The 26,778-nt window shown below is 40.2% G+C and carries 19 protein-coding genes; 2 read left to right on the plus strand and 17 right to left on the minus strand.

Annotation, left to right across the window (positions count from 1 at the left end):
* Window positions 1-204: 204 nt before the first annotated feature.
* The 8 genes from IRQ78_RS17415 to IRQ78_RS17450 all read right to left on the minus strand — a co-directional run bounded on the left by IRQ78_RS17415 (window position 205) and on the right by IRQ78_RS17450 (window position 9,362).
* A complete protein-coding gene (locus tag IRQ78_RS17415) occupies window positions 205-651 on the minus strand; it encodes an MbcA/ParS/Xre antitoxin family protein (RefSeq protein ID WP_194442787.1) in 447 nt (148 codons plus the stop codon).
* A 77-nt stretch (window positions 652-728) separates the two neighbouring features.
* A complete protein-coding gene (locus IRQ78_RS17420) occupies window positions 729-1,493 on the minus strand; it encodes a hypothetical protein (protein WP_194442788.1) in 765 nt (254 codons plus the stop codon).
* Window positions 1,490-2,323, minus strand: coding sequence for a hypothetical protein (locus IRQ78_RS17425; RefSeq protein ID WP_194442789.1), 834 nt, complete (start codon window positions 2,321-2,323; stop codon window positions 1,490-1,492). The genes IRQ78_RS17420 and IRQ78_RS17425 overlap by 4 nt, the downstream gene beginning before the upstream one ends.
* Window positions 2,324-2,423: 100 nt before the next feature.
* Complete coding sequence (locus IRQ78_RS17430; protein ID WP_194442790.1) at window positions 2,424-3,833, minus strand: TnsD family Tn7-like transposition protein; 1,410 nt, start codon at window positions 3,831-3,833, stop codon at window positions 2,424-2,426.
* A 28-nt stretch (window positions 3,834-3,861) separates the two neighbouring features.
* Window positions 3,862-4,854 carry a TniQ family protein gene (locus tag IRQ78_RS17435; RefSeq protein ID WP_194442791.1) on the minus strand — a complete coding sequence of 331 codons (993 nt, stop codon included), beginning with the start codon at window positions 4,852-4,854 and terminating at the stop codon, window positions 3,862-3,864.
* Entirely contained in the window at window positions 4,851-6,311 is a 1,461-nt protein-coding gene (locus tag IRQ78_RS17440) for an ATP-binding protein (RefSeq protein WP_194442792.1), read from the minus strand. Before IRQ78_RS17440 ends, IRQ78_RS17435 begins: the two co-directional genes overlap by 4 nt.
* Before the next feature lie 37 nt (window positions 6,312-6,348).
* Window positions 6,349-8,553: a hypothetical protein gene (locus IRQ78_RS17445; protein ID WP_194442793.1), complete on the minus strand. Its 2,205-nt coding sequence runs from the start codon at window positions 8,551-8,553 to the stop codon at window positions 6,349-6,351.
* A 14-nt stretch (window positions 8,554-8,567) separates the two neighbouring features.
* The gene (locus IRQ78_RS17450; RefSeq protein ID WP_194442794.1) at window positions 8,568-9,362 is read right to left on the minus strand and encodes a TnsA endonuclease N-terminal domain-containing protein; all 795 of its coding nucleotides are present in this window, start codon (window positions 9,360-9,362) and stop codon (window positions 8,568-8,570) included.
* A gap of 408 nt (window positions 9,363-9,770) precedes the next feature.
* Here IRQ78_RS17450 and IRQ78_RS17455 point away from each other — a divergent pair, with 408 nt between their 5' ends.
* Window positions 9,771-9,986 (plus strand): hypothetical protein, encoded by a 216-nt coding sequence (locus IRQ78_RS17455; protein WP_063529084.1) that lies wholly within the window; start codon window positions 9,771-9,773, stop codon window positions 9,984-9,986.
* A gap of 34 nt (window positions 9,987-10,020) precedes the next feature.
* On the opposite strand, the gene IRQ78_RS20855 is transcribed toward IRQ78_RS17455, so the two are convergent.
* From IRQ78_RS20855 to IRQ78_RS17500, 9 genes are all read right to left on the minus strand, one after another.
* Window positions 10,021-11,454 (minus strand): HNH endonuclease, encoded by a 1,434-nt coding sequence (locus IRQ78_RS20855; RefSeq protein WP_194442795.1) that lies wholly within the window; start codon window positions 11,452-11,454, stop codon window positions 10,021-10,023.
* A 20-nt stretch (window positions 11,455-11,474) separates the two neighbouring features.
* Window positions 11,475-14,747 (minus strand): type I restriction endonuclease subunit R, encoded by a 3,273-nt coding sequence (locus tag IRQ78_RS17465; protein WP_175080843.1) that lies wholly within the window; start codon window positions 14,745-14,747, stop codon window positions 11,475-11,477.
* Window positions 14,747-16,993 (minus strand): AAA family ATPase, encoded by a 2,247-nt coding sequence (locus IRQ78_RS17470; protein WP_194442796.1) that lies wholly within the window; start codon window positions 16,991-16,993, stop codon window positions 14,747-14,749. Before IRQ78_RS17470 ends, IRQ78_RS17465 begins: the two co-directional genes overlap by 1 nt.
* On the minus strand, window positions 16,990-18,300 hold the full coding sequence (locus IRQ78_RS17475; RefSeq protein WP_194442797.1) for a restriction endonuclease subunit S: 1,311 nt from the start codon (window positions 18,298-18,300) through the stop codon (window positions 16,990-16,992). The genes IRQ78_RS17470 and IRQ78_RS17475 overlap by 4 nt, the downstream gene beginning before the upstream one ends.
* The gene (locus IRQ78_RS17480; protein WP_194442798.1) at window positions 18,290-19,882 is read right to left on the minus strand and encodes a class I SAM-dependent DNA methyltransferase; all 1,593 of its coding nucleotides are present in this window, start codon (window positions 19,880-19,882) and stop codon (window positions 18,290-18,292) included. The genes IRQ78_RS17475 and IRQ78_RS17480 overlap by 11 nt, the downstream gene beginning before the upstream one ends.
* Before the next feature lie 272 nt (window positions 19,883-20,154).
* Entirely contained in the window at window positions 20,155-23,046 is a 2,892-nt protein-coding gene (gene gcvP, locus IRQ78_RS17485) for an aminomethyl-transferring glycine dehydrogenase (RefSeq protein WP_194442799.1), read from the minus strand.
* A gap of 199 nt (window positions 23,047-23,245) precedes the next feature.
* A complete protein-coding gene (gene gcvH, locus IRQ78_RS17490; RefSeq protein WP_194442800.1) occupies window positions 23,246-23,635 on the minus strand; it encodes a glycine cleavage system protein GcvH in 390 nt (129 codons plus the stop codon).
* A 51-nt stretch (window positions 23,636-23,686) separates the two neighbouring features.
* Entirely contained in the window at window positions 23,687-24,769 is a 1,083-nt protein-coding gene (gcvT, locus tag IRQ78_RS17495; protein ID WP_194442801.1) for a glycine cleavage system aminomethyltransferase GcvT, read from the minus strand.
* Window positions 24,770-24,949: 180 nt separating this feature from the next.
* The gene (locus tag IRQ78_RS17500; protein ID WP_194442802.1) at window positions 24,950-25,549 is read right to left on the minus strand and encodes a hypothetical protein; all 600 of its coding nucleotides are present in this window, start codon (window positions 25,547-25,549) and stop codon (window positions 24,950-24,952) included.
* 124 nt (window positions 25,550-25,673) lie between these two features.
* On the opposite strand from IRQ78_RS17500, the gene IRQ78_RS17505 reads away from it, so the two are divergent.
* Window positions 25,674-26,519 carry a LysR family transcriptional regulator gene (locus IRQ78_RS17505; protein WP_054560757.1) on the plus strand — a complete coding sequence of 282 codons (846 nt, stop codon included), beginning with the start codon at window positions 25,674-25,676 and terminating at the stop codon, window positions 26,517-26,519.
* Window positions 26,520-26,778: the final 259 nt, after the last annotated feature.

Raw genomic sequence — 26,778 nt, forward strand, 5'->3', positions numbered from 1 at the left:
CTCGCTCAATTTTAGCACACAATTTTTAACCCGTTAATCGAACGTTGAAGATCTGCTTATGGCACAGAGCCGTCCTTCGGCTCTAATTTATTTATGTCCAAATACGAGTCTGTCTGGTCATCTACTTCTCACCCATAGCTGCCCGTCAAAGTTGCTGAATGAGAATAAGCATCCATTCTTCGGCACTTGAAGTTGAGTATTCTATTACGCTGTGTGGCTGTATTTTAGTTTATTAACTGTTTGCTTTATCAATTCGCGACCGCGAATAGAGTTCATATAACGACGGGGAGGCTCGCCATTAAACAGTAAAACTGGGGTATCTAGCCAGCCATTGAAGTTCTCAATATTACCGAAGTACTTAACACAAAACTGCCCAAGTCTCGCAATATCAAGGGCGTTGTCACTCAATTGCTTATTTAGCTTTTTTGACTTATGCCGTATCAACTTGCTTGATGTAGTGTTTAGGCTCTGAGCGATAGCTTCTACGCTCCAGTTCAACGAGTCAGCAAGTGAACACACACCGGCTTTTGTAACACCTGTATTCGTAAAATTTATTTCGGCAAGAGGGTTTGAAAACGTTGTTAGCTCACCTTGAGTGACGACAGATAAGAAGTCGCATTTACTTGTGTTACTAGCTTGAAACTCAGCCATATTCCGCTCACTCATTTGATGTCTACTATTAACTTTAGTGAGCCGCACTCATAACTTCAAGCCTCATCACCAGCCATTTATTCAAATCGTATAACTGACTGCTCAAAATCTAAAATTGGTAAGTGCTTACGAATAAACGTCATATCCTTTTGTCTTATATAAATTTCAGTATCTAAACCAGCCGAATACCCTTTCATTCGCACACTTTGCTGCGTTAATTGAATTTCTCCATAATAAAACCGTGAATTGATTTGGCGACTCACGTTGTAAAGCGTTGAATTACGGCCACTGAGTGCAGCCCCATAATGTATGACCGCCAACAGGTCTTCACGTGTAATTTTATCGAGATGAAGCTCTAAGCCGGGCGTTGTGTATCTTTTTAACCTAACCCTCATTTCATGAAAGAGATGCATACCAAGACCTGCATTTTCACCGCGCACTAAATCGATAGACTTTACATACCATGATGCCCTATTACGGTATGCTTTTATCTGAATACATAGCTGCGGCTGGGGAGTTGAAAAGCTCAGTACTTTAAACTCACTCTTCTTCAATTCATCCTTAAAGTGATACCCAAACTTTAAATCAGACTGATAGCTAAGCTTTAATTCAAAAGTCGTGTTACTTTCTTTGGGTATGATGTAAATCTCACCCCACCATGAAATCAAAATATTACAACCAGCAGCTTTAAACTCTTTAAATAACTGCTTTAAAACGTTTAAGCACTCAGCCCATTCTTCATTTTTAACATCGATACCTGCTCTTCCTCGTGCATGATAACTTAGAATAATGCGACGTTTTCTGGCTTTTTTAAGCTGTGATAGTAGCGTCTGAATATTCATGGTGTCGCCATTAGGCTCAGGTAAAAAGAAGCATCACGTTTACCGACCTTACCTGCTTTTGTGATACCAGCTCCTCTAAAACAGATACGCCCAGCATGGTAGTAGCATCCCTCAAACCGCAGAGTCGTCACTATGCCTTTGTCACTCTCAGCATATGAAATAAAATCACCAAAGCCGACATTAAACGCTTTATATATAATGCGCTGTAGCAACTGCTCAGTTTCAAGTTCAAGCGCTTGAACCTGCGCATCAAGTTGGTTCGACTCTTCAATAACTTTAGTCAGCGCACTATCAGCATCAAGCGACAACTTATTAATACACGCTTCGTCGAGGTTTTTTAACGGCTCCTTGACCTCTTCTAGCTTCCAATACAATTCCGATAGTTCTTCGTATCGCTCAGTTTTACTTTCAAGCTCTTTTATCAGTGAAAGAACTAACGGCAAGTATTGAGTATTACGAGAAAGCGATACAACTTCTGTGTCATCTAATATCACTTCCTCGATATCTACATACGGAGTGATAAAGTGCGCCTCGACTTGTGGCGACATAGTCCCTGCAAAAGCAATTTTCCTTGCCGTTATATGAAGGAATGAATCAACACCGTAGTGAAACCGCTCATGTAAATCATAAAACCAGTTCACTATCGTTGTTTTTACTACAACTTCTTGTAAATTATGCTCAAGTAGCAGTTGCCGATTTTTTAACACGCACTCTTTAAAAGCCTGTGTATACTCAACTAACGCATAACTCGGCAGAGTTAAACGATGAACAGGCTCACTCTCGTGCTCTTTAAACTGATTAACATCGAAGCAAATCACTTGATGACTCATCCATATACCTCCGTCAGTGCTAGTTTTAGCGTCTTTTTAAGCTTTAACGTATTCAATAAAAAGACCAACCCATCTTGATAAAATACAACAAAACCACCTCTCAACCGCTCTTAAAATAAAACTTTTTGAATGAGTTCAACCATGGCTTATCGTGCTTAAATAACCACATATACTCCTTGTCAGTACTGCGGCGTAACAATGTTATTGTAGGTGTTTTAAGTGTATACAATGTTGCAATGAGCGCGCGCCTTGCTTGTTGACGATGACGATAAAAACGAATTCTGCGTCGAAGCTCTTTAATGATTGGTTGGCCGCTCAAGACTTGCTCGACATCGCTTTTTTTTAAGTTAAATTTATTCGCAATATCAGCAACGTGTCGGCCGATTATGAGCTGAATAGTGATACCTCGGCGAATAGAGTCACTGACTTTTCGTTCTTGTTCTTTTAATGAAATGCTATGTTTTCTGGCGATATTTTTTACTGTTGCAGCACTAACGTCAGCTACCTGAATAATTTGTCGAAGCGGGAGGCCCTGCCTTAATAGCATTAGAGCGGTACTTTGCCTCAGCGCATCTATTTCAGATTGAGGTGTAATTGGCTCAGCATGAACCACTTTCAATGGCTCTTTTTGGGTATAAGCATCAATGAAATCATCAACATGCTTAAACAAAAATGTGCATATCAATAAATGCTTTAACGGATGATGATTTGCTTCATCATTGTAGAAAATGCTTGCGGGGAAAGCATACTCTGCGTCGTTTTGTAATAGCTTAAAAACGGCATCATGGCTCATGTATTCATCAAAATACATTCTCATCTGCTCACGCCACAAGCTGTGACGCACAAAGCGCGTGGTAGCCAAACCTTGATTGATTAGTCTAATCGCATACGTTTGCTTTAAGCGGACTGGGTCAAAATGATGTGCTTGACTGAAAGCGTAATTAAACGATGCGAGTTTATGTTCTAGCGTTGATATAGCAAATGTGGGCTCACAGTCTATCAACGGAAAAAGAAGCCGCTTTCGTTGCTTGGGTATAGAGACAAGCCGGCAGTGGTGCCTGTAACAAGTATTTGATAGCGGTAATTGATGCGCTCTAAGCCAGTATGCTTCACCAAGTTGCTCTTCTTGCTCTTTAGCGCACAGTGGGCAAAATTGATGAACATCGTGACATGAAATTCGATTAGCTAACAGCCCCAGGGTTTTAAATGCATCAAGACTGTTTTCTTTTAGCAACAGTGCTCTAGCTTGCGCTCTGACGCTTTCTGTTGAGAATAATGTGTAGTATTGAAATAATGAATGCTTATCAAGAAGCTCATCGTGAGAGCAGCCACTGACCAAGGATAGACGATTAATAAAAGAAGGTAAGATTGAATCTAACTGAATATTTTTATTATCAAATACATTCAGCATGGATTGAGATATCGATGATGACACATCATTCAGCACTAAGCGCGATGCGATGCTATAAACGGTTTCCTCGACGTAAATACGTGGGTATATTTGCTTCATTCGCATCATCAATCCCTGCTTTTATTAATTACGCGGCGTTATCATTTATCAAATCTTCAATCTCGAGCGGTGAAACAACCTGCGGCACCCGCTCCTTTACGTTTGGGCTTGCAAGGGAGTATTGCATTGATAAATCAAGCTCATCTTGCTTTAAAAACAGGTCTATCAGCATCAAGTAAATCATTGGATGAAAGTGTTTAGCAGGGTCTAAAAACCCCATCAGGCCAACAACAGAATTCAATGGATACAGCCCTGAAGCCAAAGCCCCCCAGCTAAAATAAGGCATAAAATGAGAACGATTAAAGCGTTTAGCTAGTCGATTTTGAACGTACTGAACTCGCTGCACGTGATACGGATCCTTTCTGTCATAAGAGAAAATACATATTTTTTGATGTATCAAATTCAACGCTCTTATCTTGCGTTCCTCTTGGGGTATTTCTTTCAGCGCATCAACCCAGCTTGATAAAGCGATATCGGTATTTTTATCATATTGGGACGCAACCACTGACTTAGATGACACTGGTGGCAGAGAAAAGTGATATGGGTCACTCTTTTCAAGCTTCACATTGTGTTTTCGACAAACTCGCTTGTAAAAGCACTGATGGGCGACATGAAAATATGTTGTACCGAACTTTTCATCGTCTTCGCGCGCGCACTCGGGACAGTAACGCCACGTCAAATCTTGCGATACATTCAGTGCGTTATGAAACTTGAATACAGATAGCTTGTTCAGCATGCTTTTGACAGAGCTATCTTTAAAAACTGATTCATCTAAAAACAAACTGTAGTCAGCGATATTTGTATACTTTTCAATGAAACGTGCGAGTGAATATTTTGACGAAAATGACTCTGCGAGCATTGAAAATGTTGGCTGCCACAGGCGCCTTGGCGAGTCTAATTTTGAGTTATATTCTGACTTCATCATCGTTTCAAATTTTGTAAATCGCGTCATTTGAAAGTAGCGATACATTATGCTCGCAGCGTGCTCGCCGGGCAGCGGCATAGGCGGCTGATAAATCATGACTCATCTCGCTTTTCATAACTTGCCACAATTGAATCAGCATCAATGACTTCGTCGCCTTCATCAATTCGCTCAACTGCACTTGCCGGCTTCAAGTGATGTGCACTGGTACGTTTTCGCCTAGGTTTTGGTGTGTATGCTTCAGCTTCATCATATAACCCATCTACATCTGTAGCCGCCGTCACATCTGCTTTATTTATATTTCTGTTTTTTGATAATGAAACATGATAGCTTTTTCGAAGATTAGAAAGTGGGCCATGCCACGTCTCCATACGCGCTTCATAAACTTGCTTAAGTAATTTTAAACAATTAACGTGCACGCCTTGTTTCGTGAGGGCGTGATAATTACGAATAAACGCACTTGAAAGCGCTGAGATTGCATCAGTCACACCTGTGCACAGAACAAGCAATTGCAACTTAAATTCATCACTGTAAACATCAGTACCTTTGAACAGGGAGGGCTGATAATAAGCTGAAAATAGTTCATTAAAATGTGGCGAGTCGATGCGCCACTGATTAACTTTAATATGTGCAACAGAGCTTAAGCGACGCACCGTTTGTAGCTTAGTCGCTTTTGTTAGTGCTTCACTTTCATTTATTTTAAATGTAGACAATGCATCATCAGTGGTCGAGATAACAATCGGCACCCCCATTTTATTAAACAAGGTTTCTATTTCAGGCAGCGTTGGTGCATCCTTAAAACTCGTCGAGGGGTTCAACACAAACTGTGCTTCATCAATATGTATTAAGCCAATATTGTAAACCACAGCGGCTACTTGCATTGCATGAAAAAGCTGATCGACTGAGTCCTTTTCTTTGATAAATGTCTTCTTAAATTTTGGGCCATCTTCAATGCCCAGAACACGGACTAATTCATTAAAAAAATTATGAGCGAGCGCTTTTCGACTTCGTGATGCTTGCATATCAAATGACATCCACACGATTTGCTTGGTGTTAAATACTTGGCCTTGGTATTCAGAGTGCTCAATAACTTGCGGAAATGTACTTAAAACACGACGAATTGATACTGTCTTGCCAATGCCAGCCTTGCCACTTACTAAGATACTAGGCGCAGTGGCAACATATTCAGCAGGTTGTTCAACATTGAATTTACCCCGCACTTTCAATCGCTCACTCACTGTATTGACAAGCCGACGCGGATCTGCGGCTAATGGGTTGCGGTTAAGATAACTTTTTCGTATTTCTGTGAATACATTTTCATATATCTGGTATGACGAAATTGTTGGAATATGCACAAGTTTCAAGTCTTTAATGCACTCTGTCGCATCAATCGCTGATAATTCATCAAAAAATGAAGGCAAGGGCTTTAGCACTCGCATTAGTTCAATAAGCTCACTTTCAGTAAGCTCGCTAGGCAGCGCCTCCACCAAGGGGTTACCCTGATATTTGGGAAGTTTTTGCTGCTGATAATTAGCTTTGACTCTTTTCACATTCATTATTAGCAATTCTCACTCTTTGTTTCTACATTACCCATTAATAAACCCCCTCATAATCATCATCGTTCAAATCTGTATACTGAGTAGTTTGCTCAGCATCTTTAAGCTGCATAAGCGCTTTTTGCTTTTCCGCTTTTTGTCTTTGTTCATCTTCAATCATGATTGCTTTGCGTTCAGCGATGCCGCTTTGTATTGTTTTTTGCGTGTTAGGCGGCGCATCTTTGAAGTCGTTTTTAAGACGATATTCTTGAACTTGCTCGATTTCATGCTCAAAGTTGACGAGTGCATTTTCTTTTTTGTACTCAAGTACTTTCCGATGACTTTTAATTTCATCGAGCCTAAACTGAGCTTGCTGCGCCGTCATTCCTCTATAAGATTCATACTCATCTTTTAGCGCCAGTGACTGAAGCTCACCGCTGTCGTCTTTGAAATAAATCTCGTCGACTGAGCCACCCAAGCTGATAACATCAACTTTAAAATGCCCCTCAACTGCTTTTGCAAACCAGCCCTGCGCTTCAGCCCATTTGCTGTGATAGCCAAGACCATTAAGTTTCACTTCAGTCCTCGCCACTGTTGCCACTTGCTTTGGCATAAGTGAGTACATCAATTCAGGCAGTCGCTTCTGTGATATTTTTGGACGACCTAAAAATTCATCATTCATTAGATGCGACCACATCGCAGAAGGGGTGGGTGTAACGTCATCCGTTGCCATCTCAACTGTTAACAAACGATCGCGAGCATGCATAGAATTATGTATAGATATTGCGCGAATGATAAATCGATGAATATCGTCAATCTGAAAAATAGCTCGTTGTGAAGAATGCGGAAGGCCAGCGTCACGGCCTTTTTCAACTGAGCCAGTCACATTTGAAATAAAGCTTTGAATAATGCGTAAAATGTTTTCAACAGTGCCTTTTGCGGCACCACGTGCAGGCGGACAATAATCGACACAAGAAATACCCAATTCATCATTTAGCACATTTAAAAATTGGTTCGGCGTATTTTCACCGCCGTTGTCGACACGAAGCCCTTCAGGAAAATGCTGGCATGGCCATTCATTGTCATCTAATTCAACATTATATTGCTCAGCATAGACTTGCTTGTTTTGCACGCAGTTTATGAGCGCCTCGGCCACGCTCATCCATTGTGGCGCGCCGAAGTTTAATGAATAACCCATAATCGATTGTGTTTTAACGCATACGACAATGCATATATAAACTTTACCAGCCGCCTGCCGTTTTTTTGTATTGAGAGGGTAAGCGACATACATTGGTAATTCTGTAGAATCGGATTCACACAGCTGCCCTGCACGCTCAATGCCCTCTGCTGCGTTGCCGGTTTTGTCTTTTCTGTTATTTTGATACGCTGACTTACCGATTTTCAACACTTGCTGCTGTTTTGAGTCAAATGCTTTATTAAACAAACGATTAAACTGCTGAGCATTGATTCTTTTTGAAACATCAATTACAAGCTCAAAGTGTGTTTCATTTCCTCTTTTAACGATTCGTTTAGTAGAGCAATACTCTTTTAAAAACAATGTATGCAAATGCTTTAGACAAAACTTACCGTCTTTCTTATCGACGCAATTTCTCAATGCAAGACGCTGAACGTTTAAAATATCATCAGAGCGCACCATTCTCGTCGCCAAATCAGGTAAGGTTTTTGGCTTTGGGCCAGTCTTCTTCATATCATCCCGCGGACCTCTATTGCCGCTTTTTGCATAATCAATCGGTAAAAGTGCATTTTTACGAAAGCCAAATGAGATATAGTAGTTAAGCGGTCGACGAATAGCTTTTCCATTCACATTCAAGTCGATTGCATGTTGTGCAATAGCCCGGCCTGACTGGCCTAAAAGATATTTCAACACAGCTTTATCTGATTGAAACGGCGCCATCAAAGACCACCTAATGTCACGCTTTTTTAACCATTTAGGGTGCTCACTCTTTAGCTGTTCATCGCTCAAACGAGAGAGCTCATCATACAAATAAAATAAAGCACAACCATCATCGTCGAGTGACTGCTTAAAATACGTATGAGCTGGGTTTCTTGTCAGCGCGAGCGGCTTTTGTGGCTCTTTCTTGCGCTTCATCAAAGATAGGTTTGTAATTATAAAATACTCAGCATACTCATCAGTTTCTTGTATAACTTTTGATACTAAAAACTCATCATCAACAGCAAACTTTGATTTATATTTTTCAACGCCCGCTTGGGTTAATTGCAGTATGTCATTTGCAGCAAACATCAGTCTTAAACCTCTTACTCAACGACAGTGCATAGATTAAGTGGCTTGTGCAGTTTAATTTTCTGCGTCAAGTCGATGGGTAAAATGTGTTTAAACATTGAGTTTGCAAACAATGTCATGCAGTGTGATGGGTTAACTTTGAGTGACGAAGAAACAGCTTTCAATGACTCTCTTAATGAGCTGTAAGGATGTTCAATAACATCATCAAGTAAAGCACTTACAAACTTTCTAAGTTCACTATCGCTAAGCTCTGCATCGTAGTAATTAATATAATTCAGTAAGTTATATGCTTTTATTTTTGAAACATCATCTCTCAAGACTTGCTCTGCTCTCACCCCAAATCGCTTCCAGTAAGCGGTCTCAATATCAAACTTTTGCATTGTGCGTGTTTTACTACGCGCATCGATACTGTGCTTAAATGAGTAAGCAACGCGATATTGAGCGCCTGATTTCTCACGGTAAGTGACGAGTAAATCAGTCGTTAAAACGGTTAGCTCACCTGTTAAATGTTTGCGTGGGTGGATGACATCAAATGCGTCAGCGATCTGTTGCGTAAGCATGTAATCAAGTGGGTATTGCTCTTTAATTTCAATCACATTTGGTTCAAATAGTTTTGTGATATAAAGATGCTTTTCACCTTGACTCATAAACGTAATAACTCGTTTTTGTACTGGACACCAAGAGATTGATCGAGTTCCAGTAGACATGAAAGTGCTTTTCACATATGGAATATGAACACCGCGCTTTTTAGCTTCGTTAAACGCTTTGATTCGTTTTACTGTTGATTCTGATACATATAAATCTTTCACTGTATTTACTCCAAATATCTCTTCTATTTTTAGTAATAACAGCAAATCAAAGTTAAGCAAGTAAATGTCAAAATTTATTTTTGTAACCAACTGTTTTTAAATATCTTTTTCTGGTTTAAATAGACAAAAACAAAACTAAACACTAACTATCTATTTATCACACAAAAAGATAAAATAGAAATAAAAATCAAACAAATTCAAAGGTTTATTTTTTTGAAATATAAAAAAGCCCTAAAATAGGCCTCTTTTTCCTGTATAAAAAACACTCTACAAATCATTAGATCAGGTTGAAAAATAAGCTGTATATCCATACATAATAAAAAGTGAGCACTGGAGGTGAAATAAAGCGTTGTACCTTTATTCTTGAGTTCACTACGACTTTTAATTTTTAATTGAGGAATAACTATTATGGCAAAAGGCAGTAGTATTAATGGAAATGGCGGCGGTCAAAATGGTGGTAATAATAGCTATACAATTACAGGGCGAGGAGAAGTATCACGCGCTCAACTTGTAAGAGAAGTTAAGCAAGGCCTACATCCTGATACACACGTTTATAAACGTGATGGTGTCGAGTATGCACGCAACAACCCAAATCACGATAAGCCTGACAATATCAATGATTAAACAACTATAGCTGAAAAGGGATTCGGCTAGTTTATTAGTTATTTCTCATAAATTGGTAAAAATGCTTTTTTAATAATGATTTAGAAACACTTACTTTACTACACCCCAGTTTTATTCCTGCAAAACTTTTGTAGTAGGTATCTCGGACTTTATCAGAAACAACAATCTCTAGAGTTTGCGGTTCAATTGATATTAAAAATCTGTCAAATAATCTATGAATATCAACTCGTAGGCATAAACCATTTTGCAAAACATTAGACTGCTGACCTTTATAAGGAATAATATGCGCAGCTTCAAGTAGAGCCTGTTCCTCACTGCCAGAAATCGCACATTTCAAATAGAAATTATCCAGAATAAGTGCCCTAAATCCTTGTTGACCAACCCTAGTTACTTGACTTCTGGTAACTCTACTTCTGTTATCTTCAGATAACGCATCTAAATCCAACTGCTCTTTTTGAGCAGATTTGTTTAAACTTTCATGTTCATAAAGCTCATCATCTATCTCGTCAAAATCGAAATCCAAGTCAAGAATTTGAGGGTGTTCTAGAAAAGCTTTCCAGTGCTTCTTTTGGTTATCAATTTTATTGGCATAACGAATAATTGCTAAAGCTTCACACGCTGCCGAAACTGAATTAAAGGAGTAATCCCTGTCTTCCCATAAGCTTATAATTCGCCTAAGAGGTAACTGAACTAGTTGCGAGCGACTATATTTTTTTCTATCAAATGGATTAATAGTTTTAATCGATTTTAAGCTTTCTTTGTTATCTTCATGAACAAAGTTATTACCTTTCAACTTACTTTCTAAATCAACAATAGATTCATGATTTAAGTAACTTTTCCACCCTTTATAACTATCAACATTACCATCATTAACATCCATCAGAGCAAGTACTTCTGCTGCGGCTTCTTTTGTGCCACATAATTGATGCCTGTGTAGCCAAACTTGTGAAATTTCATCGAGACTAAGTTCACTTACATCCTCTGGGTCAAAAACAAACAGATGAAGTGGTAACTCATCTCTTTGACTACTTGAGTCGGGATCTTTTTTCTGAAGCTTATCTACCTCGTAAGTGTATGTATGCGATGTTATAAGCGAAGCATCACTGTCTATTTCGAATGAACTACTCAGATATGAATCAAAGCTATCCTTAGCTAGAAGATACCGCTCTACATTAAACTTAGGACCATAACTTTTCGTTTCAAGCTTTTTGCTAGCTAACTTTCTATTACTTTTTTTCTTACTTATTTCATAGTTATTTTTAGCGCGTTCAAAGTCTAATGAACTTAAAAATTCAGTCATAGAGTCAATGGCATATGTATTTTCATAAGCTATACGAAATGCTTTCTTTTCAGCTTTACTTAGCTTAATTTTGCTCTTAGCAAAACACTGAAAGGCCTCATTGATTGCTTTACCTTTTGAATGGAGCGTTAAAACTTCCTGTTTTATTTTTAAAGAAAAATGATCCACTTTTTACCTTCAACTTAGCTCTAAGCCGCTCGATTCTTTTTAAAGTTCTCAGCTTGTTCGAATATCTCTTTATAAACTTCATCACGATCAACAGGTGGGTAGCCAAATTTAGCTAACAACATTATCAGGTCTACTTTTAGTTCAGCTTTTATATCGTCACGTTGGCTCCAGTCAGTGTACTTTGCTTTGTCATCAACAACATCTTTAACTGCTTTAGCTAAGTCTAGAAGTTTGTCTTCTGGGTATTGGAAATCATATTTAATCGCCAATGCCATTAAAATATCGTAAAAAGCTTTTTCTTCTAGGTTTATACCCATATCGGCAAACGACCCCATTTCAGACTTGAGATCTTGATACATATTGATAATCTCATCAGAAAAGTCTTCAAGCACTTCACTGACTAATACATCCTCTTCTTTGCGCTCGTTATATCTATCAACTAATGATTTAAAGCGAGCAGAAAAATCGACAGCTTTAAGCTTGTTTACTTGCTTAAACTCGCCAATTGCCTTTGCCAACATCTGCTGAAGTAGCTTGATTTTGGTATTGGGAAGCTTAATTTTTTCAATTTTTGCCAAATAATCATCATCGAAGATATCAACGCCATCTTCGCCTTGCCCTAGCTTGAAAATCTCTTCTACTCCGTCACTTTTGAGTGCGTCAGAAATCATTTCTCGTACCTTAGCATTCATTTGTGCAGTATCAGGCGCATTACCTTTTGTGAGCTTGTAAACAATAGAACGAACAGCTAAGTAAAAGTGAATGTAATCACGCTCTTCCTGCGATAGTTTTTCACTACCACAGCACACGTCATAAGCGGTTTTCAATCGCTTTACTAATGCCATAAAACGGTGTTCAAGTTTTTGCGTTTGTAACACAAACTCAGCGGCATTATTGAGGCAATTAAGTTGAGCAACAGAGTGCCCAGTGAAGTATGGCGACTCATCAAAGTGATGCATGAGTTTGCCCAATAAATCTAAATGGTCTTTAACAACAATAATTGACTGAGCAATGTCCTCAAAATTGGTTTCATCCGTTTTTGAATACATGGCCAACGCTTTATTCATTTGCGTTTTGATGCCGATATAGTCAACAACCAGACCTTTATCTTTCCCTTCAAACTTACGATTAACACGCGATATAGTTTGAATTAAGTTGTGACGTTGGATTGGTTTGTCGATATAAATAGTATCGAGGAATGGCACATCAAAGCCTGTTAGCCACATATCGACAACAATGGCGATTTTGAAGTTAGACTTTTCATTTTTGAATTGGCGATCTAACTCTTTACGGTACTCTTTAGTACCTAGCAAATCCCACAATTCTTTAGGGTCATCCTTGCCACGAGTCATCACCATTTTGACTCGTTCCATTGGTTTAATTTTTTTGCGTTCTTGCTCTGTTAGCTCTGCGCCAGCTTCGCATTCAAGTACTTCAAACCAATCTGGGCGGAGACCTTTTAATTCTTGATAAAATGAATAAGCAACCTCTCGCGCAGAGCTTACAAACATTGCTTTACCTTTTATGGTAGAGCCTTCTTCAATACGAGATTCATAATGGGCAACAAAATCTTTGGCCAACGCGCTAATACGATCTGGATCGCCCAAAATAGCAGTCATATTAGCGGAAGCTTTTTTACTTTCTTCAATCTGATGCTCATTACTTCCTTCATCAGCACACTGCTGATAATAAGCTTCTATTTCTTCTAATTTCGCGTTATCTAAAATGACCTTGGCCGCTCGACCTTCATAAACGATTCTAACAGTGATCTCATCTTTCACTGATTCTGTCATGGTATAAGCATCTACAACTTGACCAAACACATCAAGCGTGGCATCAACAGGCGTTCCAGTGAAACCTACAAATGTCGCATTAGGTAATGAGTCATGGAGGTATTTGGCAAAACCGTAAGTTTTCTTAACACCCTTTTCCGTCACTCTCACTTTCTGATCTAGGTTAGTTTGACTACGGTGCGCTTCATCAGAGATACAAATAACATTGCTTCTATCGGTTAGCAATTTGGTATCTTCTGTGAATTTATGAATAGTCGTTAAGAACACACCACCACTATTACGGCCTTGAAGCAGTTCGCGTAAGTGATCTCTGCTTTCAACGGCTACGACCGTTTGATCACCAATATATGATTTTGCATTAGAGAATTGTTGTGATAGCTGATCATCCAAGTCAGTACGGTCGGTAATTAACACAATAGTTGGGCTCTCAAACTCAACGCTTTTCATCAACAGTCTTGATAAGAACTGCATGGTAAAACTCTTACCACAACCAGTTGCGCCAAAGTATGTACCACCTTTCCCATCACCTTCAGGCTTTCTAGCAAGCTTAATATTGTGGTGAAGCTTTCTAGCCGCATAATACTGCGGGTAGCGGCAAACAATTTTTACTTCAGCCTTTGACGAATCAGGAAAATAAATGAAGTTGCAAATAACATCGCGCAGGCGAGCTTTATTAAATAATCCCTGCAACATAGTGTGCAGCGAATTAATTCCATCTTTTTCTATCGATTCATTGCCCGTTACCTTGCGCCATGCATAAAAAAACTCATAAGGTGCATAAAGGCCACCCATTTTATTGTTTACGCCATCACTGATAACACAAAAGGCGTTGTAAACGAATAAGGCAGGAATATCTCTGCGATAGCGAGTATTTAACTGAACATAAGCATCATGAATAGAGGCTTCTTCTTCACGAATAGCGCTCTTAAATTCAAACACTACTAATGGCAAACCATTGATATACATAATGCTATCTGGAATACGCTTTTCGCCATCAACGCCTTCAATCTCAAGCTGGTTAACTATCTTGTATATATTGGTGTCATTGAATTTAGCAGGCTGCTTTTCATATTCCGCTGAAGGCTCTGCTACTTTCGGTAGTTCTGGTACGCTTTCTTTTATTAAGTCAGGTAACAGACTTTGAACAACATTGGAGTAATCGACTAATTGGATATAGAGATCTTTTTGAGTATGCGGCTCTCCACTCACTGAAGGCTCTCGCTTTAACAAAAAGCCATCACTTAGCCATTTACAGAAGGTTTTATTACTGTCGTACAAATCACTAGCTGGTAAAGACTCAATTTGCTTGATGATTGAATCAATCTCACCAGCAGTAATATTGTCAGCATTGTATTTATCAGCTAAAAACTGGCGTAAATCATCTTTAATCAAAACATCAGTATTGCTACGAGTAAGCTCATAACCGGGCACGTAAGGAAAACCTTGCTCTCCCAGTAATTCAATAATTGCCGCTTCTAGCTGAGCTTCTGTAAACTTCATTAAGCAGCCACTCCTTGCTCTTTTGAAGATTTATCTGATTCGCCCTCAACTCCTGTCATCATCTTATAATGAGCGCCATGATCAGACGCTTCAAAAATTTTCTTGAAAACTTTTCTGTAGGTATCAATAACCCCAATATCTTGAGTTACGTACAAATCGTCAATGGCATGGTGAGAGCCATCGTTAACCCACGAAAACAATGACTGACAAATCAGCCTTTCTTCCCCTTCGAAAAGCTCAATCATGTCATCTTTTTTGATATTCCCTAAGAACGTAAAATAGTTCTCTAAAATCTTTCTCATTGTATTTTGAATAGTTAGCGAACAAGGTTCTGTCGCTTTTATCTCCTGCCAGAGTAATTCATACGATGATTTTATTGGGTTTGAGTTATGCCCAACAATTTTAGAAGTACCATCAACTTTCCGCACAATCCAAAATGTTTCATCCCTCATTTTATCTTGCCCTGACCGTTTTTTATTAAATGTAACTTCCTTAAAAAAGTAAGTGTTATGGGTCAAGATGAATAATTGCTTCATTAAGCTAGAATCATTTCTAGCATCGGACATTAGCCCTTTAATCAAGGTACTAACAATAAATAAGATATCGCTATCTAAGCTAGAAACTGGGTCATCGATAACCACAACCCGGTCAGTTGTTATGCCAACTTCGCTGAAGCTACCTTTCAGTAAATGGTAAAAATATAAAAAAGATATAAAGGTTTTCTCTCCTTCGCTTAAGGTCTCTTTTGCGCATGAACCATCCCTCCTAACAATTGAATAGCAACGGTCTTTCGTAGATTTTCCGATAGTGAAACTAGTAAACCCAAATGACTTTAATAAGCCGTTTATCGCATCAATTGTTGGCTGAATTGAAGTAGTATCCTTTTCTAACTCTTTTATTTCAGCATCCTTAGCTATCTTATCTGCCTTTTTAGTATTTATACCGACAGTTAAACCCTGAATTGCTTTTTGCAAACTTGAGGAGTCTTTTGTGTATTGCTGAATTTCAGCTTTTAGCTCCTCCTCCAACACATATTTCCAAACCTGATTGCTTAACAATTCTTTTTCGTTTTTAAAGTTGGATACAATTAAATTATGCTGATTTATTGAGTTGTTGGCGTTTTCCACTATCGTTCTAATCTCATCAATTATTTGATGAGTAGCTTTTAATGTAACAGTAGAAGCAGGCTCTGATACTTTATTACCAAGCAACTGCATATTCTCACTGATTATTGCTTTTAATGTGTCAAACTTGGCTTTTAATAATTCGTTGTCAATATCTGCATGATTATTAGCTACAAGATTTTCGAGATGTGAAATTAATTGTTGTGATGAACTAGAATATGACGCCACTGTAGCCTTTAGAGATTCAATGTTTTGAGTGAAGGTTTCATCAAAATAATTAGCTAACTGCTCTTCAAAGCCAGTCAGCAGTGATTGTTGACAAAATGGGCACTCACCTTCCGATTGAGGTAAGTAGTTCATACCATGTCTAACCCAGTCGCTGTTATTAAGCTTATTAATTACTCCAGCTATATCGACATCGCTTTTACCAATTATTCTGTCTTTTAAAATTTGATGCTGTTCCAATTCCTTTAATTTTGATGAGTCAACAGTTAGTGAAATCAAAGGTTTTGATTCAGGTGTATCACCAAATAATGTTTTTGCCTTTTCAATTAAATATTCTTTTGATTTTAAATCAGCAGTATTACTAGCGCTCTCACTAACAACTCGTTCTTTAAACTTAGATTTACTGTTACGTACACCTTGAAAAGCGTCTTTAAATAACTCATCTAATTTATCTTTTACTAACCAACACTTGTCTGTGAAATTATTGTCGATAACTTCAAGCTCTTTTATTTTACCCTTGTTGTTCTCGTCACCATTTAAAATTAACTCTTTGGATTTGATTTCTTCAACTATCTTATCTAATTCACTTTTTCCTTGTGCGATCCTATCAATAATTGCTTGATCAGCTTCCCCCAAGGTAAATACACCGGGCAGATCTTTTTGAGGATTGAAATTTTTCTCTACAAAATCTCGATTATAAACAAATGTTTCTATGGGTGAACCAGACCACTTAACGGCACAGTTTGCGTACCTTGTTGAATCCTCTATCAATCTAGAAATTGTTGTTTTACCAGCACCATTTGCACCAAAGAAGAAATTAAACTTTTCTAGTGGTGACACCTGTTGAGGGGTTAATCCATATGTTGCTGCGTTAGCAATCTCTAGAGAATTAATCATGCGACATCCTTGTTTGGTAATGTAATTTCACCTGAAATTAGTTTGGGTAATAAAGTATCTCTTAACTGCTCAAGTTGATTAGTACTTGCTTGATTAGCTTGGATCTTTGAAAAATACAGGTCCATAATCTCGTCAAACTTAGCCAATACGCTTTCACTAGGACAAACTACAGGCAATGCATTTAGTACTTTTGTGGTCATACTTGGTACAGCAGAACCTACGTTCATATTGTCAAAGTTCAACCTTTTAAGAAGGTAAAATGTAAACTTAGCAACATTTGGCAATTTAGGTATAGTAAAAAACATAGTGTCTACTGACCAAAATGTTTCGTTTACGTACATGATATTGGAAAGCGTTCCTTTTCTTGGAATAAGAACCGATTCCCCCTCATATAAAAACTTATCCACTCTTCGCATTAAACCACCAGAGCCATAGACAGGATACTCTCCTTCATCTAGCTTTTTGTGATCTTTTCCATATTTAACATCCAACAAATCACTAAGGTATATGGATGACCAACCTTTAGGTATCCAGCCTGCGATGCCGATACTTGGATCATCTGTTTGTTCAAATTCGCTTGGGAATAATGCGCGGATATCATCGGGCAATGGTTTGAAGTCTGGTAGCTGTTGTGCTTGCAGGCGCTGTTCAGCTTTGTGTTGCAGTGCTTCAGGAATGTTGTTGCCAGCAGCAAGGGCGTTGTCGATAACAGGATCAAAATCAACAAACCAGCTTTTGAATAATGCTTGTGCCATTTGCTCTAAGGTTTGGTTGGTTTTGCGATTTAGCGATATTTTGCTATCAACTGATTCAAGGTTTAAAACTATGTTTTCTCTATCTCTCCTTGAGGGCCAAATTACATCTAAGTTTTCAATAGCGTAAAGCGGTAATTTAGCCTGCACAGCACCAACGGTTCCCTTAAATATTTCCGCCTTACCCATTGGAGAGTTTAGATAATAAAACAGGTACTGCGCATCAACTTCATCTAAGCCAGATAGCTTGGCGCAATTCTCTGTTTGAGAAGCAAGGTGAAAGCGGCTGTCAATTAAACTAACTAACCCTATTGTCCCTACGATAGAAATAATTACGTCATTTTCATGAACAATATAGTTTTTGATATTAGGAAAAACATCATCAGGAACATATTCAAGCCCCACATCAGGGATATACTTCTCACCCATATCTCTTACTCTAATATATGGGTGTGAGTTCTTTGTGGTTTGTAGCTGTTTACCTTTTGGTAATCTTTTACCGCCTTTTATTTTAACTAAACTTCCTAGTTTAACTATTGGAAAGTTAATCGCCATAACCCAACACCTCTAAGTTTTGACGAATTGCTTTATCTAGCTCTTCAGCCTGATCCATTTGGCTATACAGGGTTTGGCTAAGCTCTTGCATTTTTACCTCAAAAGGGATGCCATCATCTTTCAACTCAGCAGCACCAACATAGCGACCCGGTGTTAACACAAAGTCATTATTTTTTATCTCTTCTAAAGTAGCCGATTTACAATACCCTGCAATATCTTGGTATTTACCGTCTTTTTTCTCACCTCGCCATGCGTGATAAGTTCTGGCAATTTCTGCGATATCGTCTGTAGTTAGTTCTTTATGAACACGGCTAACCATAGTGCCCATTTCACGGGCATCGATAAATAAAGTTTCACCTTGGCGATTACGGAAAGGTTCACGGGCATCATTAAAGTGCTGCTCAGTTTTATTTTTGGTAATGAACCACAAGCAGACAGGAATTTGCGTGGTGTAGAAAAGCTGTCCCGGTAGCGCAATCATGCAATCCACTAAGTCGTTTTCAATTATCTTTTGACGAATTTTACCTTCACCACCAGTGTTCGAACTCATTGAACCATTAGCAAGAACAAACCCAGCCGTCCCATACTCACTAAGCTTTGAGATCATGTGCATGATCCACGCATAATTTGCATTACCGGTTGGTGGTACATCAAAACCGGCCCAACGTGGGTCATCAACTAACTCGTTATCTGCACGCCACTGCTTTTGATTGAATGGCGGATTCGCCATAATGAAGTCTGCTTTTAAGTCAGGGTGCTGATCTTTAAAAAAGCTATCTCCTGCCACATCACCTAAGTTGCCGTTGATACCACGTACTGCAAGGTTCATTTTGGCTAGCTTATGGGTGGTACTGGTGTACTCTTGACCGTAAATTGAGATGTCTTTTTTATTACCGTTGTGACTATCAATAAACTTGAGCGATTGCACAAACATACCGCCACTGCCACAACATGGATCGTAGATCTTACCTTTGAATGGCTCAATCATTTCTGCGATTAGAGATACAACCGACTTAGGCGTATAGAACTCTCCACCACCTTTGCCCTCATTTGCGGCAAACTTACCTAAAAAGTATTCATACACACGACCAACTAAATCTTCTTCTGTCATATGACATTCGTTAGCGATGGTCTCTATGTTATTTATGGTATCGACTAATGCTGCAAGCTTACTTACATCGAGTCCTAATCGGGAAAAGTAGTTATCAGGCAATGCACCTTTAAGGGAAGCATTATTTTTCTCAACTGTATGTAAAGCAGTATCAATTTTTACTGCAATGTCATCTTGTTTAGCTTGTTTTTGAATAAACGACCAGCGAGCATCCTCAGGTAAGTAAAAAACATTGTCTTTGGTGTAAAAGTCCACCATGTCGACATAATCACCCATACCCTCTGCGACTAATTTTTCACGCTGCTTTTCAAATTTATCGCTAATAAATTTTAGGAAGATAAGGCTGAGTACAATATGCTTGTATTCTGAAGATTCGACACTACCACGAAGTTTATTAGCTGCATCCCAAAGTGCTTCTTCAAAGCCTTTTGTGTTTTTTATGTCTTTTTTGTTATTAGTTGCTTTAGCCACGATAAATCCTTGTTTTTATAAAAGCGTCCGCTTTTTAATATAACGCTAATAGTATCGGATTTTAAAGCGAAATGTCAGTAAAGCTAAACACTCATAATATTGAATAATTGGATCAAACCTTATTTAAGATGGGGCACACAAATAAAAAAGGTGAACATTTCTGCTCACCTTTTCTAGAGTTATAGTTTGGGAAAAGAATTCCCAATCTTTAATGACTTTCCCAATCTATAATAATCATTCCCAAACTATAATAACTCTGATCAAATCAAACCTTAGTCACGGTATGTCTCAACCGCTGGGCATGAACAAACTAGGTTACGGTCGCCGTATACGTCATCGATACGGGTTACTGTAGGCCAGAATTTGTCTTTTGCTACGCTTGGTACTGGGAATGCTGCGTAGAAACGGTCGTATGCACGGTCCCACTCATTGCCTAGTACGTCTGCTTGTGTGTGCGGTGCAAACACTAGCGGGTTGTTTTCAATTGACCATTCGCCAGATGCGATACGGTCGATTTCTGACTTGATTGACACCATTGCTTCGATGAAACGGTCGATCTCAACTTTAGACTCAGACTCAGTAGGCTCAATCATTAGTGTGCCAGCTACTGGGAATGACATAGTTGGTGAATGGAAGCCGTAATCTTGTAGACGTTTAGCTACGTCCATTTCTGTTACGCCTGTTTGCTCTTTGATTGGGCGTAGGTCAACAATACACTCGTGCGCAACGCGGTTGTTACGGCCACGGTATAAAATTGGGTAGTGCTCGCTTAGCTTCTCAGATAAGTAGTTAGCGTTCACGATAGCCATTTCTGTTGCTTGTTTTAAGCCTTCAGAGCCCATCATAGCAATGTATGCCCACGAGATTGGTAAAATAGCTGCTGAGCCGTAAGGAGCAGCAGAAACCGCACCGTTACCGATGTTTGTGCCAGCAACATTAATTACGCTGTGGTTAGGCATAAATGGCGCTAGGTGAGATTTAACACCGATAGGGCCAACACCTGGACCACCACCACCGTGTGGAATACAGAATGTTTTGTGTAGGTTAAGGTGCGATACGTCAGAACCGATTGAACCTGGGCTTGTAACACCTACTTGCGCGTTCATGTTTGCGCCGTCCATGTACACTTGACCGCCGTGCTCATGCACGATGTCACAGATTTCACGAATTGTTTCTTCGTAAACACCGTGTGTAGATGGGTAAGTGATCATGATACAAGATAGGTTTTCAGATACCTCTTCGGCTTTCGCTTTAAGGTCTGCCATATCAACGTTACCGTTTTTATCACAGTCAACAACCACGATTTTCATGCTTGCCATTTGTGCAGACGCAGGGTTTGTACCGTGCGCTGAACTTGGGATCAAACATACGTTACGGTGACCTTCACCGCGTGACTCGTGGTATTTACGAATCGCGATTAAGCCTGCGTATTCACCTTGCGCACCTGAGTTAGGTTGTAGTGAAACTGCATCGTAACCTGTGATGTTTACTAACCAATCATGTAGCTCAGTCATCATGATTTGGTAACCCGCTGCCTGATCAAGTGGGCAGAATGGGTGTAAATTTGCAAACTCAGGCCAAGTGATTGGGATCATCTCAGCTGTCGCATTAAGTTTCATTGTACATGAACCTAATGAGATCATAGAGTGGTTAAGCGCTAAGTCTTTATTCTCTAGGCGCTTGATGTAACGCAACATTTCAGTCTCGCTGTGGTACGAGTTGAAGTTAGGGTGCGTTAAAATTTCGTCATCGCGTACTAGGCTTGCAGGAATAGAGTTGCTGCCGTTTACTTCGATTTCGTTTGCTAGCGCATCAACGCTTAGGCCGTGATCTTCACCTAGAATGATGTCGAATAACTCAGCTACGTCTGCACGAGTTGTTGTTTCTGATACAGAAATTGAGTATTCACCTGCGCGGTTAGACGCAAAGTTAACGCCGTTTGCTACTGCACGTGCAACGATTTCGTCTTTGTTATCTGCAACAACAGTCAGTGTATCGAACCATGTGTCGTGCTTAAGGTTTACACCTTTCGCTTTTAAGCCTGCCGCTAAGATGTCAGCAAAACGGTGGATACGCTCAGCGATAGTTTTAAGGCCTTGTGGACCGTGGTATACCGCGTAGAACGCTGCCATGTTCGCTAGTAGTACTTGCGCAGTACAGATGTTTGAATTGGCTTTTTCACGTCGAATGTGTTGTTCACGTGTTTGCATTGCCATACGTAGTGCGTCGTTACCTAAACGGTCTTTAGAAACACCGATAATACGACCTGGTAGTGAACGCTTATACTTGTCGCGTGTTGCGAAGAATGCAGCGTGTGGACCACCGTAACCCATAGGTACACCAAAACGCTGTGCTGAACCAAGTACTACGTCTGCACCTAGTTTACCTGGTGCTTTAAGCATTAATAAGCTCATGATGTCTGCAGCAACACAGGCAATCGCTTTTTTGTCTTGTACTTGTGCGATTAGGTCAGTTACGTCAGTGATTTCACCGGTTGTTGATGGGTATTGGAATAATGCACCAAAAATCTCATGGTTAGCCGCTTCGCTTGCAGGACCAACAACGACGTCAAAACCGAACTGGTCTGCACGTGTAGCAACAACGTCGATAGTTTGCGTGTGTACGTCATCAGCAATGAAGAAGATGTTAGCTTTTTTAGCTTTAGCAACACGCTTTGCAAGGCCCATTGCTTCTGCAGCAGCCGTTGACTCGTCAAGTAATGACGCGCTTGCTAAATCAAGACCAGTTAGGTCTAGGGTCATAGTCTGGAAGTTTAATAATGATTCTAAACGACCTTGTGCAATCTCTGGTTGGTATGGTGTATACGCAGTGTACCAGCCTGGGTTCTCAAGTACGTTACGTAAAATTACGTGTGGTACGTGAGTTGGGTGGTAGCCTTGACCGATGTATGATTTGAACACTTTATTTTTGCTTGCTACTGATTTTAAGTAGCTTAGTGTTTCAACTTCAGTGCGGCTTTCGCCAATTGATAAACCTTGCTCTAAGCGAATGCTTGCAGGTACCGTTTGACCGATCAGCTCTTCAACACTCGATACTCCAAGAGCGCTTAGCATGTCGCTTACTTGCGCTGGGCTTGGCCCAATGTGACGGCGAATAAAATCTTGCTTTTGCTCTAATTGTTCAAGAGATTTGGCGTTTGACATTTGTCCAGATTCCTATGATCCAAAAAAAAGTGGTTACTGCCAATGGGTAACTGGCAATAACTTAAAAACAGGTTGATTCAGTAACTTACAACGTATGGAAAAGTAAGCTATAAAATCATAAAAGCCCCAGTGAAACCCAAGCTACGCATTTAATTAGCTGGGGATCTAGACGGGGCTTTTAGTCGGCGTGACTAATTAATTAGTCTTCGTCGATTGTGTCAGCGTAGCCTTCAGCGTCTAACAGGTTATCAAGCTCTGATGTGTCAGATGCTTTGATACGGAATAACCAACCGTCAGTGTACGGGTCGTTATTTACTGTTTCAGGCGAATCTTCAAGCTCTTCGTTGATTGCAACGATTTCACCGCCGATTGGTGCGTAGATGTCTGATGCTGCTTTTACAGACTCAGCTACTGCGCAGTCTTCACCCGCGTCAACTTCATCACCAACTTCTGGTAATTCAACGAATACCATGTCGCCAAGAAGTTCTTGTGCGTGCTCAGTGATACCTACAGTAAACGTACCGTCACCTTCGTCGCGAACCCACTCGTGTGAAGTAGCATATTTTAATTCGCTTGGGATATTGCTCATCTTTTTGTTCCTTTGGTTTATATTGGGTGATAACACCAAATTTTTTATAGTTTAGATAACTGATTTGCCGTTACGTACAAAGCAAGGTTTAACAACCTTAACGTTAACCAGTTTTTTACGCATCTCTACTTGGGCTGTTTCGCCAGTTGAACGCGGAACGCGTGCTAGCGCAACACTGTGACCAAGGGTTGGTGAGAATGTACCAGAGGTAATCACCCCTTCACCACCTTCTACGATGACTTTTAAACCGCTACGCAATACGCCTTTTTCTTCAAGCACTAAACCAACTAGTTTATCTGTACTCTTGTCAGCGCGTTGCTGCTCTAATACTTCACGACCGATAAACTTACGATCTTCTGGCTCCCATGCGATTGTCCACGCCATGTTTGCAGCAAGTGGAGAAACACTTTCGTCCATATCTAGGCCGTAAAGGTTCATACCAGCTTCAAGACGTAACGTATCACGCGCACCTAGACCCGCTGGCGCTACGCCTGCGTCTAGAAGTTGTTGCCAAAAATCAGCAGCTTGATCGTTAGGTACTACGATTTCATAACCATCTTCGCCAGTATAGCCTGTTGTCGCAATAAATAAATCACCTGCTTGCACACCAAAGAAAGGCTTCATACCTTCAACAGCAGCTTGTTGCTCTGCATTAAGTACTGTTGCTGTTTTAGCACGTGCGTTAGGGCCTTGAACGGCAATCATTGCAAACTCAGGACGCTCAGTAACCGTTACGGCGAAATCAGCCGAAACTTTAGCTAAATGCGCTAAATCTTTTTCACGTGTTGCTGAGTTAACTACTAAACGGTAGTTCGTTTCTGAGAAGAAGTAGATGATTAGGTCGTCGATTACGCCGCCTTCTTCGTTAAGCATACCTGTGTAAAGTGCTTTACCTGGTACAGTTAACTTAGCAACGTCGTTTGCAACTAGCTTACGTAAGAACGCTTGTGCTTGCTCGCCTTGAATATCGACAATAGTCATGTGAGATACGTCAAACATACCTGCATCTGTGCGAACCGCATTATGCTCTTCGATTTGTGAGCCGTAGTTGATTGGCATTTCCCAGCCGTGGAAATCAACCATTTTTGCGCCAGCTTCAAGGTGCTTAGCATGTAAAACTGTTTTAGAAGTCATAATATTCCTTCACTTTTAAATTAACCCACAAGTTGTGGGGCGTGGCCTCAATTTAATGAGGGGGAATAACATGGGCGGCGATTATACATTAGTTGCACAGTTGTCACACCCAAATTGCGATTTTGTAACTAAAAAACAGCTAAACACCCAAGTGCGTAGCTGTTTTAAAAATTTTATCTTTTAAGCAACGTTGGCTAAGGCTAAATCAAAGCCGAGCTGCTGTAAGTGCGTTTGCCATTTATCAAGCTCTGCTCGGCGCGCCACCAGCTGAAATTGCTGTGTTGCTTGGTTATCTATGGCGGTAATAAATACCTCACCGCTTTGTGCACCATAGCAGCTGCGCATGTCTGATAAACGCAGCCCCGGCGTTAGCTTAAAGCTATCGACCAAGGCATCAAACGCTTGCTCACCACTTAGGGTTAGTGCGCTTAAATCGTCACGCATTACGTAATCAATGTCGTAACGTAGTTGTTGCTCATTAATAAGCGACTGTAATTGCACGCTGGCATCTTTACCTAATACAAAACGAAATGCAGTTTCGTTAAAGTAATACAGGGCATAAGCGTAGCTGCTTGTTAGGTCATCGTCTAATGAACTACGTAAGCCTAAACCGCTGGCGGTTAGCTTATTAATATCAAGACCTAAAATAGCCGTTAAAAATGGGATTGCTTCAGTGCCACTAAAATCCATAATGGCAGTATCGCTATTTGCTTGCAGCACGTTGTCTGCAGGGGTCTCAGCTTGGCTGTGGCGAGCAAACATTATTGGCGTAAAAGTCATATGTGACACCTATCAATCGTTAATGATTGAAGTATATTGCGCCGTGCTGGCAACAACAAATTGTAATTATTTATCAATTGATAAATAATGCTTATATACATAGCCCTATAAATAGAATTTTTTAATGAAAAACATTTCTACCGATAGTTTACGTACTTTAGTCACTGTTGTTGAAGTTGGAGGATTTGCCAAAGCAGGTGAATTATTGGGGCTATCGCAACCGGCTGTGAGCTTACAAATAAAGCGCCTAGAAGACATGCTGGGCCATAAGCTATTTAAAAAGCAAGGCCAGCGCCAAGTGCTTAATCAATATGGCGAACTGCTCATGCCATTAGCTAAGCAAATGCTGCAACAAAACGATGCCATTTTGCAGCAGTTCACCAGCGAAAACGTGACCGGTAAAGTGCGCTTGGGGATCCCCAGTGAATTTGCCGCACGTATTTTACCGTCGATCATTGGTGACTTCGTGGCCCTCTACCCTGACGTATCGCTCGAAGTGCGCTCTCGTTTGAGTAAACATTTGTTGTCGGTCTCGCGCCAAGATCAATTCGATTTAGTACTGGCATTAAACGAAGAGCTAGAATCTGCCAAGTTCCCTATTTTTATGCAAGACCAACTAGTATGGGTGGGCGATTTAAACCTTGCACAGAACGATGTGGTCACGCTTGTAACCGCCCCAGAGGGATGTATATATCGTCGCCGCGCAATCGAGGCACTACAAAGTGCGGGTATTAAATACCGCATTGCCTACAGTAATGCCGACTTAACCGGCCTAACTGCAGCGTTAAAAGAAGGCTTAGGCATTACGGTACTCGCAAAAAGCACCGTACCGAATGAGCTTAACTACCAACTGCAAACCAAAGACCTCCCCGAGCTTGGTCAAATCGGTATTAGTTTAATTAAACGTACCGACGACCCTGGCACCGCCGTAGACAAACTCGCCGAATTTATCGCCTTGCGTTTGACGTAGGCTTGAGTTGCAAGATTGTAGCCGTGATTTTATATCGCGTAGGAATGGTGCTAGGGGCTAGGGGCTAACAGAATATTTTTTTGGGGTTGGAATACCTTCCCCTTTACTTTTTTCGGCGTTAAAACGCCTTATATGGACTCCTCCTATTGCACAATACCCTTCGTTAATTTTGTCAGACTGCGTGCTTATATGCGGGCTCATAATGAGGAGCTACCTCGGCCCTTTGATGTATTCGCGCCCTTGTGCCTCTTCTCCTACT

The organism is Pseudoalteromonas simplex (assembly GCF_015278155.1).
Classification (GTDB): domain Bacteria; phylum Pseudomonadota; class Gammaproteobacteria; order Enterobacterales; family Alteromonadaceae; genus Pseudoalteromonas; species Pseudoalteromonas simplex.

Excerpts from the sequence above, each read along its gene's own strand:
- IRQ78_RS17415 (WP_194442787.1), bottom strand. The coding sequence starts at position 651 with ATGGCTGAGTTTCAAGCTAGTAACACAAGTAAATGCGACTTCTTATCT.
- IRQ78_RS17420 (WP_194442788.1), bottom strand. The coding sequence starts at position 1,493 with ATGAATATTCAGACGCTACTATCACAGCTTAAAAAAGCCAGAAAACGT.
- IRQ78_RS17425 (WP_194442789.1), bottom strand. The coding sequence starts at position 2,323 with ATGAGTCATCAAGTGATTTGCTTCGATGTTAATCAGTTTAAAGAGCAC.
- IRQ78_RS17430 (WP_194442790.1), bottom strand. The coding sequence starts at position 3,833 with ATGAAGCAAATATACCCACGTATTTACGTCGAGGAAACCGTTTATAGC.
- IRQ78_RS17435 (WP_194442791.1), bottom strand. The coding sequence starts at position 4,854 with ATGATTTATCAGCCGCCTATGCCGCTGCCCGGCGAGCACGCTGCGAGC.
- IRQ78_RS17440 (WP_194442792.1), bottom strand. The coding sequence starts at position 6,311 with ATGAATGTGAAAAGAGTCAAAGCTAATTATCAGCAGCAAAAACTTCCC.
- IRQ78_RS17445 (WP_194442793.1), bottom strand. The coding sequence starts at position 8,553 with ATGTTTGCTGCAAATGACATACTGCAATTAACCCAAGCGGGCGTTGAA.
- IRQ78_RS17455 (WP_063529084.1), top strand. The coding sequence starts at position 9,771 with ATGGCAAAAGGCAGTAGTATTAATGGAAATGGCGGCGGTCAAAATGGT.
- IRQ78_RS17465 (WP_175080843.1), bottom strand. The coding sequence starts at position 14,747 with ATGAAGTTTACAGAAGCTCAGCTAGAAGCGGCAATTATTGAATTACTG.
- IRQ78_RS17470 (WP_194442796.1), bottom strand. The coding sequence starts at position 16,993 with ATGATTAATTCTCTAGAGATTGCTAACGCAGCAACATATGGATTAACC.
- IRQ78_RS17475 (WP_194442797.1), bottom strand. The coding sequence starts at position 18,300 with ATGGCGATTAACTTTCCAATAGTTAAACTAGGAAGTTTAGTTAAAATA.
- gcvP (WP_194442799.1), bottom strand. The coding sequence starts at position 23,046 with ATGTCAAACGCCAAATCTCTTGAACAATTAGAGCAAAAGCAAGATTTT.
- gcvH (WP_194442800.1), bottom strand. The coding sequence starts at position 23,635 with ATGAGCAATATCCCAAGCGAATTAAAATATGCTACTTCACACGAGTGG.
- gcvT (WP_194442801.1), bottom strand. The coding sequence starts at position 24,769 with ATGACTTCTAAAACAGTTTTACATGCTAAGCACCTTGAAGCTGGCGCA.
- IRQ78_RS17500 (WP_194442802.1), bottom strand. The coding sequence starts at position 25,549 with ATGACTTTTACGCCAATAATGTTTGCTCGCCACAGCCAAGCTGAGACC.
- IRQ78_RS17505 (WP_054560757.1), top strand. The coding sequence starts at position 25,674 with ATGAAAAACATTTCTACCGATAGTTTACGTACTTTAGTCACTGTTGTT.